This window comes from Sporolactobacillus shoreicorticis, from assembly GCF_024125445.1.
Lineage (GTDB): Bacteria > Bacillota > Bacilli > Bacillales > Sporolactobacillaceae > Sporolactobacillus > Sporolactobacillus shoreicorticis.
In genome coordinates, this window is record NZ_JAMXWM010000016.1 from 18951 (window position 1) to 34335 (window position 15385).

20 protein-coding genes are annotated in these 15385 nt (G+C 42.4%); 3 read left to right on the forward strand and 17 right to left on the reverse strand.

Features of this window, described 5'->3' with window-relative positions; translation table 11 throughout:
- Positions 1–23: 23 nt before the first annotated feature.
- The 8 genes from NIE88_RS13385 to NIE88_RS13420 form a co-directional block, all read right to left on the reverse strand.
- A complete protein-coding gene (locus tag NIE88_RS13385; protein WP_290446484.1) occupies positions 24–1514 on the reverse strand; it encodes a spore germination protein in 1491 nt (496 codons plus the stop codon).
- 29 nt (positions 1515–1543) lie between these two features.
- Complete coding sequence (spoVAE, locus tag NIE88_RS13390; protein ID WP_253062807.1) at positions 1544–1894, reverse strand: stage V sporulation protein AE; 351 nt, start codon at positions 1892–1894, stop codon at positions 1544–1546.
- Complete coding sequence (gene spoVAD / locus NIE88_RS13395) at positions 1891–2910, reverse strand: stage V sporulation protein AD (protein WP_253062808.1); 1020 nt, start codon at positions 2908–2910, stop codon at positions 1891–1893. Before spoVAD ends, spoVAE begins: the two co-directional genes overlap by 4 nt.
- 77 nt (positions 2911–2987) lie before the next feature.
- The gene (gene spoVAC / locus NIE88_RS13400; protein WP_253062809.1) at positions 2988–3437 is read right to left on the reverse strand and encodes a stage V sporulation protein AC; all 450 of its coding nucleotides are present in this window, start codon (positions 3435–3437) and stop codon (positions 2988–2990) included.
- Between the two features lie 230 nt (positions 3438–3667).
- The gene (sigF, locus tag NIE88_RS13405) at positions 3668–4426 is read right to left on the reverse strand and encodes an RNA polymerase sporulation sigma factor SigF (RefSeq protein ID WP_253062810.1); all 759 of its coding nucleotides are present in this window, start codon (positions 4424–4426) and stop codon (positions 3668–3670) included.
- Between the two features lie 12 nt (positions 4427–4438).
- Complete coding sequence (spoIIAB, locus tag NIE88_RS13410) at positions 4439–4879, reverse strand: anti-sigma F factor (protein WP_253062811.1); 441 nt, start codon at positions 4877–4879, stop codon at positions 4439–4441.
- Positions 4880–5230: an anti-sigma F factor antagonist gene (gene spoIIAA / locus NIE88_RS13415; RefSeq protein WP_253062812.1), complete on the reverse strand. Its 351-nt coding sequence runs from the start codon at positions 5228–5230 to the stop codon at positions 4880–4882.
- Between the two features lie 198 nt (positions 5231–5428).
- The gene (locus NIE88_RS13420; RefSeq protein WP_253062814.1) at positions 5429–6601 is read right to left on the reverse strand and encodes a D-alanyl-D-alanine carboxypeptidase family protein; all 1173 of its coding nucleotides are present in this window, start codon (positions 6599–6601) and stop codon (positions 5429–5431) included.
- A 241-nt stretch (positions 6602–6842) separates the two neighbouring features.
- On the opposite strand from NIE88_RS13420, the gene NIE88_RS22835 reads away from it, so the two are divergent.
- Positions 6843–7010 carry a DUF5937 family protein gene (locus NIE88_RS22835; RefSeq protein WP_373689440.1) on the forward strand — a complete coding sequence of 56 codons (168 nt, stop codon included), beginning with the start codon at positions 6843–6845 and terminating at the stop codon, positions 7008–7010.
- Positions 7011–7558: 548 nt separating this feature from the next.
- Here NIE88_RS22835 and NIE88_RS13425 read toward each other — a convergent pair.
- From NIE88_RS13425 to NIE88_RS13450, 6 genes are all read right to left on the reverse strand, one after another.
- On the reverse strand, positions 7559–8368 hold the full coding sequence (locus NIE88_RS13425) for a purine-nucleoside phosphorylase (protein WP_253062815.1): 810 nt from the start codon (positions 8366–8368) through the stop codon (positions 7559–7561).
- A 38-nt stretch (positions 8369–8406) separates the two neighbouring features.
- Positions 8407–9306, reverse strand: coding sequence for a tyrosine-type recombinase/integrase (locus tag NIE88_RS13430; protein ID WP_253062816.1), 900 nt, complete (start codon positions 9304–9306; stop codon positions 8407–8409).
- A 4-nt stretch (positions 9307–9310) separates the two neighbouring features.
- Positions 9311–9553 carry a DUF4227 family protein gene (locus NIE88_RS13435; RefSeq protein WP_253062817.1) on the reverse strand — a complete coding sequence of 81 codons (243 nt, stop codon included), beginning with the start codon at positions 9551–9553 and terminating at the stop codon, positions 9311–9313.
- Between the two features lie 146 nt (positions 9554–9699).
- Positions 9700–10200, reverse strand: a complete 501-nt coding sequence (fur, locus tag NIE88_RS13440) for a ferric iron uptake transcriptional regulator (RefSeq protein ID WP_253062818.1) — start codon at positions 10198–10200, stop codon at positions 9700–9702.
- Between the two features lie 224 nt (positions 10201–10424).
- Complete coding sequence (gene spoIIM / locus NIE88_RS13445) at positions 10425–11057, reverse strand: stage II sporulation protein M (protein WP_253062819.1); 633 nt, start codon at positions 11055–11057, stop codon at positions 10425–10427.
- Positions 11058–11152: 95 nt separating this feature from the next.
- Positions 11153–11701, reverse strand: a complete 549-nt coding sequence (locus NIE88_RS13450; RefSeq protein WP_253062820.1) for an NUDIX hydrolase — start codon at positions 11699–11701, stop codon at positions 11153–11155.
- A 296-nt stretch (positions 11702–11997) separates the two neighbouring features.
- On the opposite strand from NIE88_RS13450, the gene NIE88_RS22985 reads away from it, so the two are divergent.
- The gene (locus NIE88_RS22985; RefSeq protein ID WP_444965495.1) at positions 11998–12342 is read left to right on the forward strand and encodes an MFS transporter; all 345 of its coding nucleotides are present in this window, start codon (positions 11998–12000) and stop codon (positions 12340–12342) included.
- 107 nt (positions 12343–12449) lie between these two features.
- On the forward strand, positions 12450–12671 hold the full coding sequence (locus NIE88_RS22990) for a hypothetical protein (RefSeq protein ID WP_444965496.1): 222 nt from the start codon (positions 12450–12452) through the stop codon (positions 12669–12671).
- Here NIE88_RS22990 and NIE88_RS13460 read toward each other — a convergent pair whose 3' ends face one another.
- From NIE88_RS13460 to NIE88_RS13470, 3 genes are all read right to left on the reverse strand, one after another.
- Positions 12672–13301: a DNA-3-methyladenine glycosylase I gene (locus tag NIE88_RS13460; protein WP_253062821.1), complete on the reverse strand. Its 630-nt coding sequence runs from the start codon at positions 13299–13301 to the stop codon at positions 12672–12674.
- Positions 13302–13317: 16 nt separating this feature from the next.
- Positions 13318–13860, reverse strand: coding sequence for a cysteine hydrolase family protein (locus NIE88_RS13465; RefSeq protein ID WP_253062822.1), 543 nt, complete (start codon positions 13858–13860; stop codon positions 13318–13320).
- Positions 13861–14203: 343 nt separating this feature from the next.
- Positions 14204–15151, reverse strand: coding sequence for a cation diffusion facilitator family transporter (locus NIE88_RS13470; protein ID WP_253062924.1), 948 nt, complete (start codon positions 15149–15151; stop codon positions 14204–14206).
- Positions 15152–15385 lie beyond the last annotated feature (234 nt).

The window sequence follows — 15385 nt, forward strand, 5'->3', positions numbered from 1 at the left end:
ATGATTTACTATGGAAGACAAGATTACTTCGTCTTGCCTTTTGCAGGTTGGCGGTATTTATCAAGTGGACGCACAATACTTGGCCGAACGATTGATGTCGGAAGTGCACGACGAATCATAATATTATAAAGTCCCGTTGGATTGAATGGAATAAACGGCCACAAATAGGGTGTATTCAAATTTACGACGTGCGACAAATAAATGATAAGCAGCGTTGTAGTAATCATAAAACCAGGTATGTGAAACAAACCTACTGACAAAATTAAGGCGATACGAGCCATTTTATTTGCTAATTGGAGTTCATAACTAGGTGTTGCAAATCCGCCGATCGCAGCCACACAAGTATAGAGAATGACCTCATTAACAAAAATTCCTGCTTCAATCGCTATTTGTCCTACCAATACCGCGGCAATGAGTCCGAGTGCGGTAGATAGCGATGTCGGTGTGTGAATGGCAGCCAGTCGCAGTGTTTCGATACCTACCTCAGCAATGAGAATCTGAAGAAGTAACGGAACATTGAAGTTCTTATCATTCGGACCGATAAAGCTGAGAAAATCCGGCAGTAAATGATCTTCAACAAGCAGGAGCCATAATGGAACAAGAAATACAGACGCCAAAATTGCCAGAAAACGAAACCAGCGAAGCAACGCGCCCGAAGCGGTGACCTGTCGATACTCTTCCGCATGCTGCACGTGATGAAAGAGCGTCGTCGGCAAGATCATAACACTTGGTGATGTATCGGTGATGATCACCACATGACCTTCAAGCAAATGTACTGCAGCCACATCCGGTCGGCCGGTATAGCGAACAAGCGGGAACGGGTTCCAACCTTGTTTTAAAATAAATTCTTCAAGTGCATTATCTGCCATAGGAATACCGTCTACATTTATCGCGTTTAACTCTTTTCGAATCGTTTTAATCAAACCGGGATTAGCCACATCTTTCAAATAGCAAAGGCAGACATCCGTTTTTGAACGGACACCGATTTGTGTTAGTTCACAACGAAAACGAGGATCTCTGATACGTCTTCTAATAAGGCCGGAATTTTCAATAATATTTTCTGTGAATCCGTCTTTAGAACCGCGCACAACCTTTTCAACATCGGGCTCCTGCGGCTGCCTCCCAGGGTAGTGTCGTAAATCAATACATAATGCCTTTGTTTCACCGTCAATAAACACAACAATACGTCCGGTCAGCACCTTGTCTACAGCATCATTAATCGTATTAATTTCTTCGACCTGCTGATGCACTAAATGTTGCTTGATTTCCTGAAACACATCAACATTCTTTGAACTTTCATTGGAGAAGCGCATAAATTCGCGCATCATGACAACAAGGATGCTGGAATCTACCAAGCTGTTTGTATAATATATTCGGCATTCTCGATCAAGCAACCTGATTTCTCTTAAACCAACATCAAAATTATGCGGACCGAAATCAAGAGTTTTCTGCATCGTATCCGCATTATCAGCAATGTCCGTATGAATGGGCAACCGTTCTTTTTGATTTTCCATGATTATGACTCCTCCATAATGCTGCCGGTTCAACCCTTTGGTTTAAAAAACAGAGCGATCAAAAACCCAAATAAAATCGCCGATGTAATACCAGCCGATGTCAGCTTGAAGATTCCCATTGCAATCCCCAGATAGCCATGTTCATGGCCCTCCGACATAGCACCGTGCAGCAGTGAATGACCAAAGCTGGTAATCGGGACTGTAGCGCCCGCACCGGCAAAATCAATTAAATGGTCATAGATACCAAATACATCAAGCAGCGCGCCTATGACCACAAAAGCTGCGACAACATGAGCAGGGGTCAATTTAAAGACATCCATTAAAATTTGTCCGATGACACAAATGGTGCCGCCAACGAGAAAGGCATACAAAAAAATCACAATTGTCCCTCCTTTGCTGATTCAAGCAAAACGGCGTGTGCAATACACGGAATTGTTTCTTTCTCTTTTGGGGTCGAACTGTTGAGCAGTGCACCTGTTGCAACAACAAGCACGCGCCTCAGTGATCCCTCAGCAAGTCGATTGTACAAGTAGCCATAAGTAACCACAGCAGAGCAAGCGCAACCGCTTCCTCCGGCGTTTACCGGTTGATCCGGTGTATAAACCATCGTTCCGCAATCCTGATGAACATTCGTAATATCTAAGCCCTTTTCAAGAAGAATCTCATCAAGAATCGGAGAACCGACGCTGGAAAGATCACCAGTAACGATCATATCGTAATCCTCAGGGCTACGTCCTGTATCCTGAAAATGATTCCAAATTGTGTCGGCAGCAGCAGGTGCCATTGCAGTACCTAAATTGCTCGCGTCGTCAATTCCCCAGTCAATGACTCTTCCTATTGTCGCTTCTCGCACTCTGACCTTTCCCGGTTCTTTTGTAACTAGGGTTGCCCCGGCACCGGTTACGGTGAAGGTTTGGGTTAATTTTGTCGGTCCGCCATATTCTGTTGGATAACGGAATTGCCGCTCTGCAGTTGCATTATGGCTGCTGACCGCACACAAAACATGATCAGCAAACCCGCTGTCAACAAGCTGTGCGCTCGTCGCTAGCGTTTCCATTGATGTGGAGCAAGCTCCGAACATACCGAGGAAAGGAATGCGATTCTCACGTGCAATGAAATTTGACGTTACGCTTTGGTCCATTAGATCACCGGCCAGGAACAGATCGATATCGCCTTCTGCCTTTCCGGCCTTCGCCAGGCAAAAAGAGATTGCTCGGCGCATAAGCGCCCGTTCCGACTTTGCCCATGTCTTTTCACCGCAATTCAAATGTTCATACTCTTTATCGAAGCTTCCTGATAACGGCCCCCTGGCCTCTAAGGGACCGACAGCCGTCCCTGTAGCTGCTAAATAGATCGGATGATTAAATCGCCACGTCTGTTTTTTTATCTTGCTCATTTCACCGCTCCTCCTCATATCATAAGTTTTGAAGTTAATCGTCATCCTGATCAGATCGGGTACTGCGTGATATTCTCTTAGAACGCATGTTCAATGAACAACCGAAGAACACCTAATACCGCTGCTGACACGACACCAAATACAATAACTTCTCCTGCGAGTTGAAACAGGTTCGTAGCAATTCCGAGCACCACACCCTCGCTTTTATGTTCCAAGGCACTGCTTGTAATTGAATTAGCAAAACCGGTAACAGGCACAATTGTTCCTGCTCCCGCAAACTTCGCGATCTTGTCATAAACACCGAATCCGGTCATAAGCGCCGCTATAAGTATGAGTGTCGCCACCGTCGGATTTCCCGCCGTTTGTTTGGAGAAGTGGAAAAAATGCATATAAAAGGTTTGTATTCCTTGCCCAATAATGCAAATGATCCCCCCAACCAAAAAAGCCTTTAAACAATTCATGAAATACGGTATTTTAGGCTGATATGCCTTGACGTTTTCTTTATAATTCTTGGGATCATTCAACATGAACAGATACTCCCTTCCAAATCTGTGCTGAAGGTTAGTATTTGCCATGCGCGGAAAATTATGCTTAACCAAAGGCTTAATCGAATGAATGGGGGAACGAAAAACATACTCCTTTTAACAAAAACACAATGAAAAAAAGAAAAATAAGCATCATTACTGCTTCCGCTGAATTTCGCTGATCTTTTAAGCATTTATCCTTTTTAAGCAAACTAAAAAAGCCAAGTGACCGCTCATTCGGCCATCTGGCTTTTGATTTCTTCAAGAATCTTCTTTTCGAGCCGCGACACTTGTACTTGCGAAATGCCAAGTCGCTGCGCAACCTCTGTTTGCGTTTGGTCTTTAAAATAACGAAGATATACAATCAGTTTTTCACGATCATTCAATTGTTCCACCGCCTCGCGAACAACCAGTTTGTCAAACCACTTCCCACTGTCATTGTCCGAGATCTGGTCCAGAATGGTGATTGGATCGCCATCGTTTTCAAAAACTGTTTCATGAATTGACGACGGTGCGCGAATTGCTTCTTGAGACAGAACAATATCTTCTGGTGAGAGCTCCATCGCATCGGCGAGTTCTCCAACTGTTGGATTTCTGCCAAGTTTTTTCGATAACTCGTCCTTTTTTTTCCGAACTTTAATTCCTGTTTCCTTCAATGAACGGCTGACTTTAACCGCACCGTCATCACGAATAAAGCGCTGGATCTCACCGATGATCATCGGTACGGCATAAGTAGAGAACCGAACATCATAGGAAAGGTCGAATTTGTCAACGGATTTTAGCAGTCCGATGCAGCCAATCTGGAACAGATCATCTGGCTCATATCCCCGATTAATAAAACGCTGAACAACCGACCATACAAGGCGCATATTCTTCTGAACAAGGCGGTCGCGCGCTTCATGATCACCAGATTGACTCTGCTTTATCAACCGCTTTACTTCATCATCGTCCAGCAACGGTTCTTTAGATGCTGCTTTGCGATCAAGTTCCATGTGCATGTCTCCCTACTTGCATACCGCTCGGTTTCGGGCGATTTCCTTGGTCATGATGATCGTCGTTCCCTTTCCTTCCTCCGTTTCAATCGTGACGTGATCCATAAAGTTTTCCATGATTGTGAAGCCCATCCCTGATCGTTCAAGCTCGGGCTTCGTTGTGAAGAGCGGCTGCTTTGCCTGTTCAACATTTTTTATGCCTACACCGTCATCATGAACGGTTACGGTCACAACTCCATCCTCAAGAAAAGCATTTATCATCACTTTGCCTGCGCCGCTATTTTCATAGCCATGAATAATACAATTCGTTACCGCTTCAGAGACAACCGTTTTTATTTCTGTCAATTCATCAAGTGTCGGATCCAATTGAGCAACAAACGCAGCCACTGTCACTCGAGCGAATGATTCATTTTCACTGATTGCCGAGAATGTTAATGACATCTCGTTTCTCATTCAGGCCACCCCCAGAGTGTGAAGCGCATAGTCTTCATCAGTTTCCAGACGGATAATTTTAAACATGCCGCTTAATTCAAATAAGCGTCGAACAGCTGGAGAAATGGAGCAAACAACCATTTCTCCTCCAAGTCCAGAAATTCTCTTGTAACGACCAAGAATCACACCCAGTCCTGAACTGTCCATAAAACTGAGTCTGCCAAGATTCAGCAAAATATGATGAACCGGTTCATCGTCCATGACATGGTTTACCTTTTCTCTCAATTCATCTGCAGTATGATGATCAAGTTCACCCTCAAGCCGGATACACAGCACGCCGTATTTTACTTCTAAATCCATTTTTAAACTCAATGCTGCTTCCTCCCTCCCTGAACGGAAATTGTATCTTTTCCAAGTTCATTCCGATCCTTTGCGGTCGGTTCACCATCGAATCCCGATGACTTATGATACTAGTTTCTCTCTTTTTCTCTTTGACTCCTGCCTGCCGACAGAACTAGTGTCAATTCAACAAAACAAGAACATCATTGTCACGAATCTGGCCATAATTCGTTAATGCGTCAAAATAGTGCCCGCGCTTCGCTTAAATAACTGCCACCATGACGCACGCTTCACATTATCTTTGATAACCAGAGGTGTCTGTGAAATCACTTTGCCCTTCTTCTTCACAATAAACCGACCGACAACCGTGCCTGATTTTATAGGTGCCTGAAGCGATTTGTCTATTTTTACTGATTTCTTTAATCCCTTGGTACTTTCTCCTTTTTTCAAAAGCAGAACAGCCGGTTGCTGCGTGACGATTGGGACTTGTGCATGATCGCCCTTATTAACTTTTGCCATCGCTACCGTTTTATTTTTATTTAATAATGGTTTTGTCACATAGGCGGCAAATGCATTGTCCATCAAGCCTGCAATTTCTTTATTTCGCTCCTTTGGCGAAGCCGCGCCCATTACCACTGCTACAACACGCATCCCGCTCCTTTGTGCGGTTGCCGTCAGACAGTATTTGGCTTGATTCGTAAAACCGGTTTTTAAACCATCCGCACCAGGATACGTTTTAATCAATTTATTGGTGTTAACGAGCCAGAATTTCTTGTCGGTATTTTCTCTTAAATAATCTTCATATTTAGATGTGTAGTGAAGCACTTGCGGATACTTCAGAAGTGCCCGAGCCATCACCGCCATATCATGAGCAGTTGTATAATGATTTTTAGTAGGAAGCCCTGTAGGATTGACAAAATGTGTGTGCGTCATTCCAAGTTTACTTGCTTCCTTGTTCATTTGAGCCACAAAAGCTTTCTCCGAACCGGAAATATGCTCTGCCATCGCAACCGATGCATCATTTGCGGAAGCAATACAAATCGCTTTCAGCATTTCGTCCACTGTCATCGACTCACCAGGTTCAAGAAAAACTTGAGATCCTCCCATCGATGCCGCGTACTCACTTACATTCACTTTATCTTTTAATGAAATCTGATGATTTTGCAGTGCTTTAAAGATTAAAAGAAGCGTCATTACCTTGGTCATACTGGCGGGCGGAAGCTCTTTATTTTCATTTTGTTTAAATAGAATCTTCCCTGTATCCTGTTCGATAACGATTGCCGATTTCAGTTTACCAGTCTCCTTATCTGCGTTTCCCCTCGCTTCAGCAAATGCCGAAGCGGACGGAACAAAAGTCGCAAAAAGGAGTATGGCACAAGCCATCCACATAGAAAACGCCTTCATGAAAAAACCTCCTCACTATGATCCTTATCATTCTGTCCATGAGCAATTCTTTTATACGGATCAAAAAAAGAAAAGCTATGGAGCAGACAAATCATTGTTTCAGAAGTTTTCTATCTGCTGTTGACAGGTTGATAGCCGGTCTTTATAATACTTAATAATTTTGCAAAATTAATTATTTAATTCGTTAAACAGCGAATCAACTATCTAGAGGGAGCATGGCCATGCGACTCATGAACAATGGATCAAACAAAAGGTTCACGCGGTTTATTCGCCCTACCGCGAATTACTGACAAGCCTGCATGTCTTGAACAAACCGGAACACCATCTTGATCGAATTGAATGGGCGAATCGCATCCAAAAATTCTTGTCGGCTGAGATGCTTCATACGCTATCTTTTTTGGAAAAGTGACGGATGAGTGGCTGTTTATTATGGATTGTGAACAGGTGTTTGGATTTAATAATCGCCATGTGGAAGATTCAATTGAACAATGGAATTCTATTGATTGCGAGAGGTTCGTTTCATTTCTTTTAGGCGAGCGCCGTAACTTGAAGCGTACACAATTAAACCCTGATGAACGTGAGGTTATTCGTAATCCGAAAAGATATCAAAAGTTGTTTTACCATTTTCTTCATGACTATCACAGCACGGTTTTGCGCGCGAGCTCTATCATATCGAGCCTTGGATTATCCGCTCGGTAAACACTTTTAACAAACAACTTCAAAAAGATCCGATTCAAGCGCTGAGCTCCGTCCATCCACGCTTTATCATCGGTAAGAAGTCGATTCAATCTTTGAAAGCAAGGACGGAAAGCGGCAACCTAACGTTCTTTTGAACTTGAATCGTAAAATCACCTACAAGAAAAAAGCACAAAATCGAAGCAAGACGTTCTCTCTTAAACAAGAAAAGAGCTATGGACTTTATCCATGGCTCTTTTCTTGTTTTGTTTAATTAAAAGTTCAAATTGAATAAATAATTGATTTTATAAGTGCTGTAAAATCAGCTTTAACCCGATCGGCTGTCTCAATGACTTCTTTATGAGAAAGCGGCTGATCTAGAATACCGCATGCCATGTTGGTAATGCATGAAATGCCGAGAATATCTAATCTCAAATGGCTGGCTGCAATTACTTCGGGAACGGTCGACATGCCTACTGCGTCCGCTCCCATTATGCGCATCATTCGAATCTCAGCCGGTGTCTCATATTGCGGACCATGAGTAGCCAAATAGACACCCGCTTGAACATGAATGCCAAGCGTCTCAGCTGCTCTCTTCGCCTTTTGAATAAGATCCGGGCTGTATGCATGCGACATGTCGGGGAAGCGTGGCCCTATTTCATCATCATTGGGGCCAATAAGCGGACTGTCGCCAAGCATGTTAATGTGATCCGTAATCAACATAAGATCGCCAGGATGAAACGCTGTATTAATGCCGCCGCATGCATTTGTTACAATCAATTTCTCAATGCCCATTGCCTGCATGACATAAACAGGAAATGCCACTTGAGCAAGTGAATAGCCTTCATAGTGATGATAGCGTCCTTGCATGGCGACCACCGTTTTCCCTTCAAGTTCACCAAGGACAAATTGGCCTTTATGACCTTTAACCGTAGACTCGGGAAAATGAGGAAGGGATTGATAAGGAATTTGTTCTGCATTCGCTAGTTCGTCAGCAAGATCTCCGAGACCCGAACCAAGAATCAATCCGATCTCCGGCTTACGGGCTGTCTGCTGTCTGAGTTTCTCCATTACTTCTTCAATTGATCTCATGCGTTTATCGCCCCAGTCATTATGTACGTGTTTTCTTATTATAATTTAACACGCGGATGATACATTGCGTAAACTTTTTTTAAGGGTAAACGATTCGGACGCGGGTACTGCATCGCAGCGGAAGTATGCTGGCGTCCCATCAGCTCATCAATGAATTCGAGCGGGGCACCGTTTTGCAGCAGATGTGCCGTCAAAGATTTTCTCAATGTTTCCGGTGAAATAGGTACAGAGATACCTGCGATTTCCGCATAATGTTTGAGAATCTTCCATATTCCTTGCCTTGTTAAGCGCCTATTCATCCGGTTCATGAAAAGCGGCCGGTTTAAATCTACTTTTTCTTCATCTGAATGAAGTGCCTTTATGTATATGTGGAGTGCAAAGATGGCCTGAGAATCAAGAGGCACTATTCGTTCGTTACCTTTCTTCCCCAAACAACGGATAAATTCTAAATCAAGATTCACATGTGAAGTATCAAGACGAATACATTCGGAAACGCGCATTCCTGTAGCGTAAAGAACCTCCAATAAAGCGCGGTCGCGTTTCCCGATTTTCGTTCGCAAATCCGGTGCTTCCAAAAGCTGCTCCACTTGATTTTTAGTTAATAAAGGGGGAAGCGGACTCTGCTGGGTTTTAGGCAGTTCCAAAGAATAGGACGGGTCAGCGATCGTTTTCCGGTTAAGGAGCAGATAGCGATGCAGTCCGCGGATGGCGGCAGCTTTTCGTGCAATCGTTGACGGCGCGCACCCTGAATCTCTAAGGAAATACATATAATTAAGCACGATCATCTCAGTGACATCCTGCCATGAACTACAGTGCTTCTCAACGGACAGATAGTTTGTATAGTGCATTAAGTCACTTCGGTATGCTTCAATTGTATTCTTCGACAATCCGCGTTCCGTATTAAGCAATTCCAAAAAATTCTCTACCAGTTTTCTCAATCGCTTATTCACCATCTCTCAAAAAATCGAAAAAACGTGAGAAATCGGGGCTATTTTTCACTTTAATATTTTCTGATTGTGTATGCCGAATCACTGCCACCGCACCCGATCCTGGTTCATCATATCGATGTGCTTGATCTAAAAAATGATCCATCCACATCATACCGAAATAAAAAGCAGCAGTTAGTAAAGCAAACAGACAGCCTATTTTAAAACACTTAACTCCAACATGGTAAATCGTGTTCATCCATTCATCCCGCCTGTCCAAATAGAGTTGCTACCTCATTATATGAAACAGATGGATCAATCATTTCAAAAGTAAAGACTTAAAAAAGAAAAACTGACAAAAAGAAAAAACAGTCTGAACGTTTCAGGCTGCCGAAGACAGAACAGTCACACCTTTTCTGTTTCCTGTTCTGTCTCTTTTTCTTTATTTAAACGATTTTCTTCTTCATGCTTCTCTAGGCAACGATGACAAATTCCGTGGAACGTTAAACGATGATCCTTAACTTTGAAATGCCATTTGCGCTCAACCACTTTTTCTACTTCTCCAAGCAGATCTTCTTGTATTTCATCCACAGACCCGCATTCGATACACACAAGATGGTGATGAAAGTGACTGGCACCTTCTCTGCGCAAATCATAACGGGAAACACCATCACCAAAATTAATTTTGTCGACAATTTTCAATTCTGCTAACAATTCAAGTGTTCGATATACTGTGGCAAGCCCGATTTCAGGCGCTTTCTCTTTCACAAGGAGGTACACATCTTCAGCGCTGAGGTGATCTTGTTCGTTCTCCAACAACACCCTTACAGTCGCTTCTCGCTGAGGCGTCAGCTTATACTTTTGCCCATGAAGCTGCTTCTTAATTCGATTGATTCTGCCTTCCATACAAGCCCCCCCTTTGCAAGAACGATGCACAAAACGGATTATCCGTCATTAAGGAATACCGGTTATCAATCTGCGCCGCTACCCACACCAACACGGAATGAACCGAAAATAACTATCGGTTATTACAGAGAAATTATAATCCTTATTGATAATCATGTCAATTAAATATAATTATTTTTAAATTATAATTATTTTATTTACAAACGTTAGTTATTGGTTACTGATCATGATATAAAAAGACGTATTAACGCCGGAGATACGTATGCTTCATATCCCGAGGCAAACGCAGCTACCAGTACTGTACTTGCTAAAACAAGCCCATAATTGATAAATTGAGGCAGCATTGGCTGATTTCTTGTTTTCATCAGAAGCTGACGAATCATTTTCAATGAAAAGGCGACCGACAGAACGGTAATAAACAAATAGTTAGGTATGATGAGCAAATTTTGCGGGAAGACACTGACAAGAACAGCCATTAATCCTTTCATTCCCATTTGACTGACAAGAAAGCCGACAGTAAAGCCAAGAAAAATCCCCTTAACAAAGATAAGCAGAAAGATAAGCGGAAGTCCGATCACGGAAAGACCAAGAACCCAAATCAAAATAAGATACTGTAGGTCGTGAAATAAGCTTTCTTTAAAAAGCAATCTCGGATCAGCAATTTGATTCTTTGCCAGTTCACCGAAGAATTGCTGCAGATAACGGAGCAGATCACTTCTGGATTCATAAGGCAGGCAGTTTACCAAAATTGCCCCAAAGATAATTCCCATGAGCAGCAGCCCCGCGACAAAGGTATAGAGTGATAAATAGTCGTTAATATGCTGATGAAGCACCTTTTTTAAACGTTCTGCAATCATTTTGTCAGCCTCCCGACATTCGATCATATGAAATCTATAATTTCATTCTATGATTGCTAGCGATAACTATGATCGAATTGAGAGATTTTACGACTCTAACCTATGTTTTTATTTTGGCGAAGCTGCATGTATTGAACTGCGTAAATAGATTTCGCATCATAAATACGGTGATCTTTAACCATTTGAACCGCCTCTTCAAGATTTACTGCACATACTTCCAGAAATTCATCTTGATCAAGGTGCTGTTTTCCTTCAATAAGCGAATCTGTATAATAGACATGAAGCAACTCGTCAGAGAATCCCGGTGATGAATAGAACGAAGCTGTTTTCTCCATTTTTTCACAACGGTATCCGGTTTCTTCCTCAAGCTCTCTTAATGCCGAATCATCAGGATTCTCGTCAGGTTCTAACTTGCCCGCTGGAATTTCATAGATTATTCCGTCCAACGGATAACGATATTGTCTGACCAGCAATAGTTTTCCTTCCTTGTTGACAGCGATTACAGCAACTGCTCCGGGATGTTTTACGACTTCACGCGTTGACATTTCACCGTTTGGCAGTTCCACTTGATCGACAAACAAGTGAACAATTCTTCCTTTAAAAATTTCTTTTGAGTCTTTCTTTATTTCGGTAAGTCCATCCATTAGGTACACTTCCTTCATCATTTTAAACGTTCTAGTCCCGCTAATCACTCATGTTCTCTTCTCATTTTATCACAGCAAATCAGTCCACTGTAATGAACGACTGTCTTTTTTCACCACAGCCTGACCTATCTTCTTCCCAGTTAAGTTACTTGAAAATTAGCAATAAACAATTGATGACTTATAAGTTATTCTGCTTTATAGTGATTAGGGGAAAAATGCTTTTTTGGGGGTGAAAAAATGACTTCCACGCAAGAAGAACCTCCGCTGTTTCCAAAAGGGGAATCCCGCACTTCTTTATGCCGATTTATCAATCGCAAGCCTTTCGGGCGCTATGGATCGGAAATACACTCTCTGTGTTCGGCTCATCGATTACAGGTATCATCATTCCCCTCCTCGTTTACTCACTGACACAATCAACGGTAGCCATGGGATTTGTCATGACCGCCTATATGCTTCCCAACGTCATCCTGCCTTTTGCGGGAATCATCGTTGATAAAGTGAATCGGGTAAAATTGATGCGTCTGACAGACATTGTCCGCTGCGTGATGTCGTTCACAATTATGGCTATGGGATTAAACGGATCGTTAACCATTCATCTTCTGTCGATGATTGCGATTATACATGGCATCACCGCAGTTTAATTGCCTATTTAGGGGTCGCTCTCGGCGGACTTGCATTCATCGCTATGCCACTCGTACATAACATTGTTCTTCTCATCGTGCTCATGATTTTCGAAGGGTTGGGAAGCATGGCCTTCGGATTAATCTGGGAAACAAACCTTCAAGATCCTGAAGCATTTAGACGGGTCGCAAGCATCGGCATGCTCGGATCATTTGCACTCATTCCTGTCGGCTATATGTTCACGGGCTGGTTTGCCAATGCAATTGGAGGCGTCTCTGCGATGCTCACCCTCAGCTTGCTGACACTTTTGCTGATCAAGTCTGCGCATTCTGACAATTCGAAAATTTGATTAGTGATCCACAGCCCTTTCTTGGATGCTCAATGATCTCTTTTTCATACCCATTAACTCTCGAAAACAGAAGCAATGGGTTACATGATCGTTAACCATCCCTGTCGCTTGCATAAACGCGTAACAAATCGTCGGGCCGACAAATTTGAAGCCTCTTTTTTTCAGATCTTTACTCATCAGAAGTGATTCCTCAGTTGATGCAGGAATCATTTTTGGTTCCGTATAATAATGAACGATCGGCTTGCCTTTCACAAAGGACCATAGATACTTATTAAAAGGTTGCTCTTTCTCAACTTCAAGAAACATGCGTGCATTTGTAACAATGGCATTAATCTTGAGCCTGTTCCGGATAATTCCTGAGTTGTTCATTAACCGCGCTATTTTATCGTCTGAAAAGGTCGAAATGGATTGAGGATCAAACCCATCAAACGCCTCCCTGTATGCTTCACGACGCTTTAAAATGGTAATCCAGCTCAATCCGGCCTGCATTCCTTCCAGACAGAGCATCTCAAATAACTTCTGAGAATCATATTGGGGACGTCCCCATTCATGATCATGATAAGTTAAATAGATCGGGTCTGTTGTGTTCCAGTTACATCGCCTGAACTTTTCGTCATGTGTACTTGTCAACTTGCTTCCTCTCCCCCTAATCAGTCAGTTTCGTTTTAAATATTGCCCTCATGTGATTAAGAAACACGTCATGCTGATTCGTAAAGGTCGCCATTCCCCTGCGATGGGCAACCGTCTTGTACCCTCTTGAATACGCCCCATATGCAGTCAGAAAATCACAGATGTCCGTGCATACCCCCGTTAAGTGAACAGTGTCGATGCGGCGCTCTTTCAGCTGCTGATCAAGGTTCGTTCGGATAAAAGCATCATACTCAGGCTTAGGGATGAACATGACATTTTGGTCCTTCTCATGTGTTTGAAACCATTCTCCAAGCTGGCCATATATTTGGGCTCCCCATGTTCCTTTTACATTATGAGGAGGCCAAAGCTGAAAATGCGGATCGTTCGGTTCATGTGCATCCATACAAAAAAAGATTGGTTTCGTCTCATTTAAAAACCTGTCAGCAAGATTCACAATATGCGGAACAATTTTCTGCGCGGGTTGTCCCGCAGTCAGTCCGCCTCGATCATCAACAAAATCATTGCTCATATCAATAATTAGAAGAGCTTCATGTTGCATTTGAAAAATCTCCCATCTGCTGTTGACATCGATTTTTAATAACATTCAAAAGCTTATCTTTAAACCAATTTACCCATACCGTTCATCGCCCAACTTTTTAACTAATGAACGATCCAGAACGAATGCCTTTTTGCAAAAGAGAAATCTCTTTTCATTTCATTATAGAACATTCGTTTGCATTTAGCTATAAATAAATGATTCATTCACTTAGGCACGAGTTAATTGCTTAAGATAAACATTTACTTTATTAAAATATGGCCAAAAAAATAAAAAGGAAGAGCAATGAATTCCTTTTTAAATCAATGATAAAGCTCAACATGTGTCCTTTTTTTGCGCCGCTGCATCATCCATGCCGTTGATGTGAGCAATCGGAATGGCAGCCTTGAAACTTGACACTCTCGATTTGAATGGTTGAGTGATCCAGATGATAACCAGCGAGTAATTGCTCAACCTGTCTCAGTATCTCATCATGATTAATGCCTTCTTCAACCGTCAGATGACAGCTTAATGAAAAGAAACCCGAAGTAATTGTCCAAATGTGAAGATCATGGATTCCGTTAACACCCTTTAATGTAGTCATTCGATTGCGGATTTCATCCAAGTCAAGGTTATCGGGCTTAGCTTCCATTAACACGTTAATTGAATCGCGTGTAACACTCCATCCGCTCTTCAAAATAATTACGGATACAATCATGCTGGCAATCGGATCGGCAATTCCCCAACCGAAGAACATAATCAGTGCTGATGCGGCAATAGCCCCAACCGAACCGAGCAAATCACCCAGCACATGTAAAAATGCACTCCGTACATTCAAATTGTCATTTTTTTCTCCCTGCATCAAAATTTTGGCCACAATAACATTGACAATAAGTCCAATGAATGCGATGATCATCATTTCACCGCTCGCAATCGTGACTGGTTGCGCTATTCTGGCTATTGCCTCAATGATAATCCAGATTGAAATAAGAAAAAGCAATACTCCGTTAAACAGAGCTGCCAATATTTCAAATCGTTTGTAGCCGAATGTTTTCCGATTATTTGCTGAAGCTCTGTTTCCAATTAGTATGGCTGTAAAGCTCATACCCAGAGAAACCGCATCACTAAGCATATGTCCTGCATCAGAAATCAATGCCAGACTGCCGCTTAAGTAACCGCCGACCGCTTCAACAATCATGAATACGAAAATAATCAGAAAACTGATAAGCAGAGCATTTTGATTTGTAGTATGGTGATGCATATGGCTGTGTGCCGTCTCATGATCATGCTTTGAATGAGCTGTCAAATTTTTCATCTCTTTTCTAAAAAATAATATAAAAGCCATAACATATGACGGATCGTTCATATGTATAGTATCCAGCTTTTTCAACGAACTGTCAACATCATTTTTGTCGCTCCCCATAACCTTCTCATGCTGCATTTTTGATATACTTTTAAATAATAACTCGGTTGCTTCAAGGGATTTGCTTGCATTGTCACAAAGTTCCTACACATGTTGCTTAATAAGACAGTGGGCCGAATGCCGCTA

Coding starts and splice junctions, on each gene's coding strand:
- NIE88_RS13385 (WP_290446484.1), bottom strand. CDS start 1,514: ATGGAAAATCAAAAAGAACGGTTGCCCATTCATACGGACATTGCTGAT.
- spoVAD (WP_253062808.1), bottom strand. CDS start 2,910: ATGAGCAAGATAAAAAAACAGACGTGGCGATTTAATCATCCGATCTAT.
- spoVAC (WP_253062809.1), bottom strand. CDS start 3,437: ATGTTGAATGATCCCAAGAATTATAAAGAAAACGTCAAGGCATATCAG.
- sigF (WP_253062810.1), bottom strand. CDS start 4,426: ATGGAACTTGATCGCAAAGCAGCATCTAAAGAACCGTTGCTGGACGAT.
- spoIIAB (WP_253062811.1), bottom strand. CDS start 4,879: ATGAGAAACGAGATGTCATTAACATTCTCGGCAATCAGTGAAAATGAA.
- NIE88_RS13420 (WP_253062814.1), bottom strand. CDS start 6,601: ATGAAGGCGTTTTCTATGTGGATGGCTTGTGCCATACTCCTTTTTGCG.
- NIE88_RS13425 (WP_253062815.1), bottom strand. CDS start 8,368: ATGAGATCAATTGAAGAAGTAATGGAGAAACTCAGACAGCAGACAGCC.
- NIE88_RS13435 (WP_253062817.1), bottom strand. CDS start 9,553: ATGAACACGATTTACCATGTTGGAGTTAAGTGTTTTAAAATAGGCTGT.
- fur (WP_253062818.1), bottom strand. CDS start 10,200: ATGGAAGGCAGAATCAATCGAATTAAGAAGCAGCTTCATGGGCAAAAG.
- spoIIM (WP_253062819.1), bottom strand. CDS start 11,057: ATGATTGCAGAACGTTTAAAAAAGGTGCTTCATCAGCATATTAACGAC.
- NIE88_RS13450 (WP_253062820.1), bottom strand. CDS start 11,701: ATGGATGGACTTACCGAAATAAAGAAAGACTCAAAAGAAATTTTTAAA.
- NIE88_RS22985 (WP_444965495.1), top strand. CDS start 11,998: ATGCCGATTTATCAATCGCAAGCCTTTCGGGCGCTATGGATCGGAAAT.
- NIE88_RS22990 (WP_444965496.1), top strand. CDS start 12,450: ATGGCCTTCGGATTAATCTGGGAAACAAACCTTCAAGATCCTGAAGCA.
- NIE88_RS13465 (WP_253062822.1), bottom strand. CDS start 13,860: ATGCAACATGAAGCTCTTCTAATTATTGATATGAGCAATGATTTTGTT.
- NIE88_RS13470 (WP_253062924.1), bottom strand. CDS start 15,151: ATGAAAAATTTGACAGCTCATTCAAAGCATGATCATGAGACGGCACAC.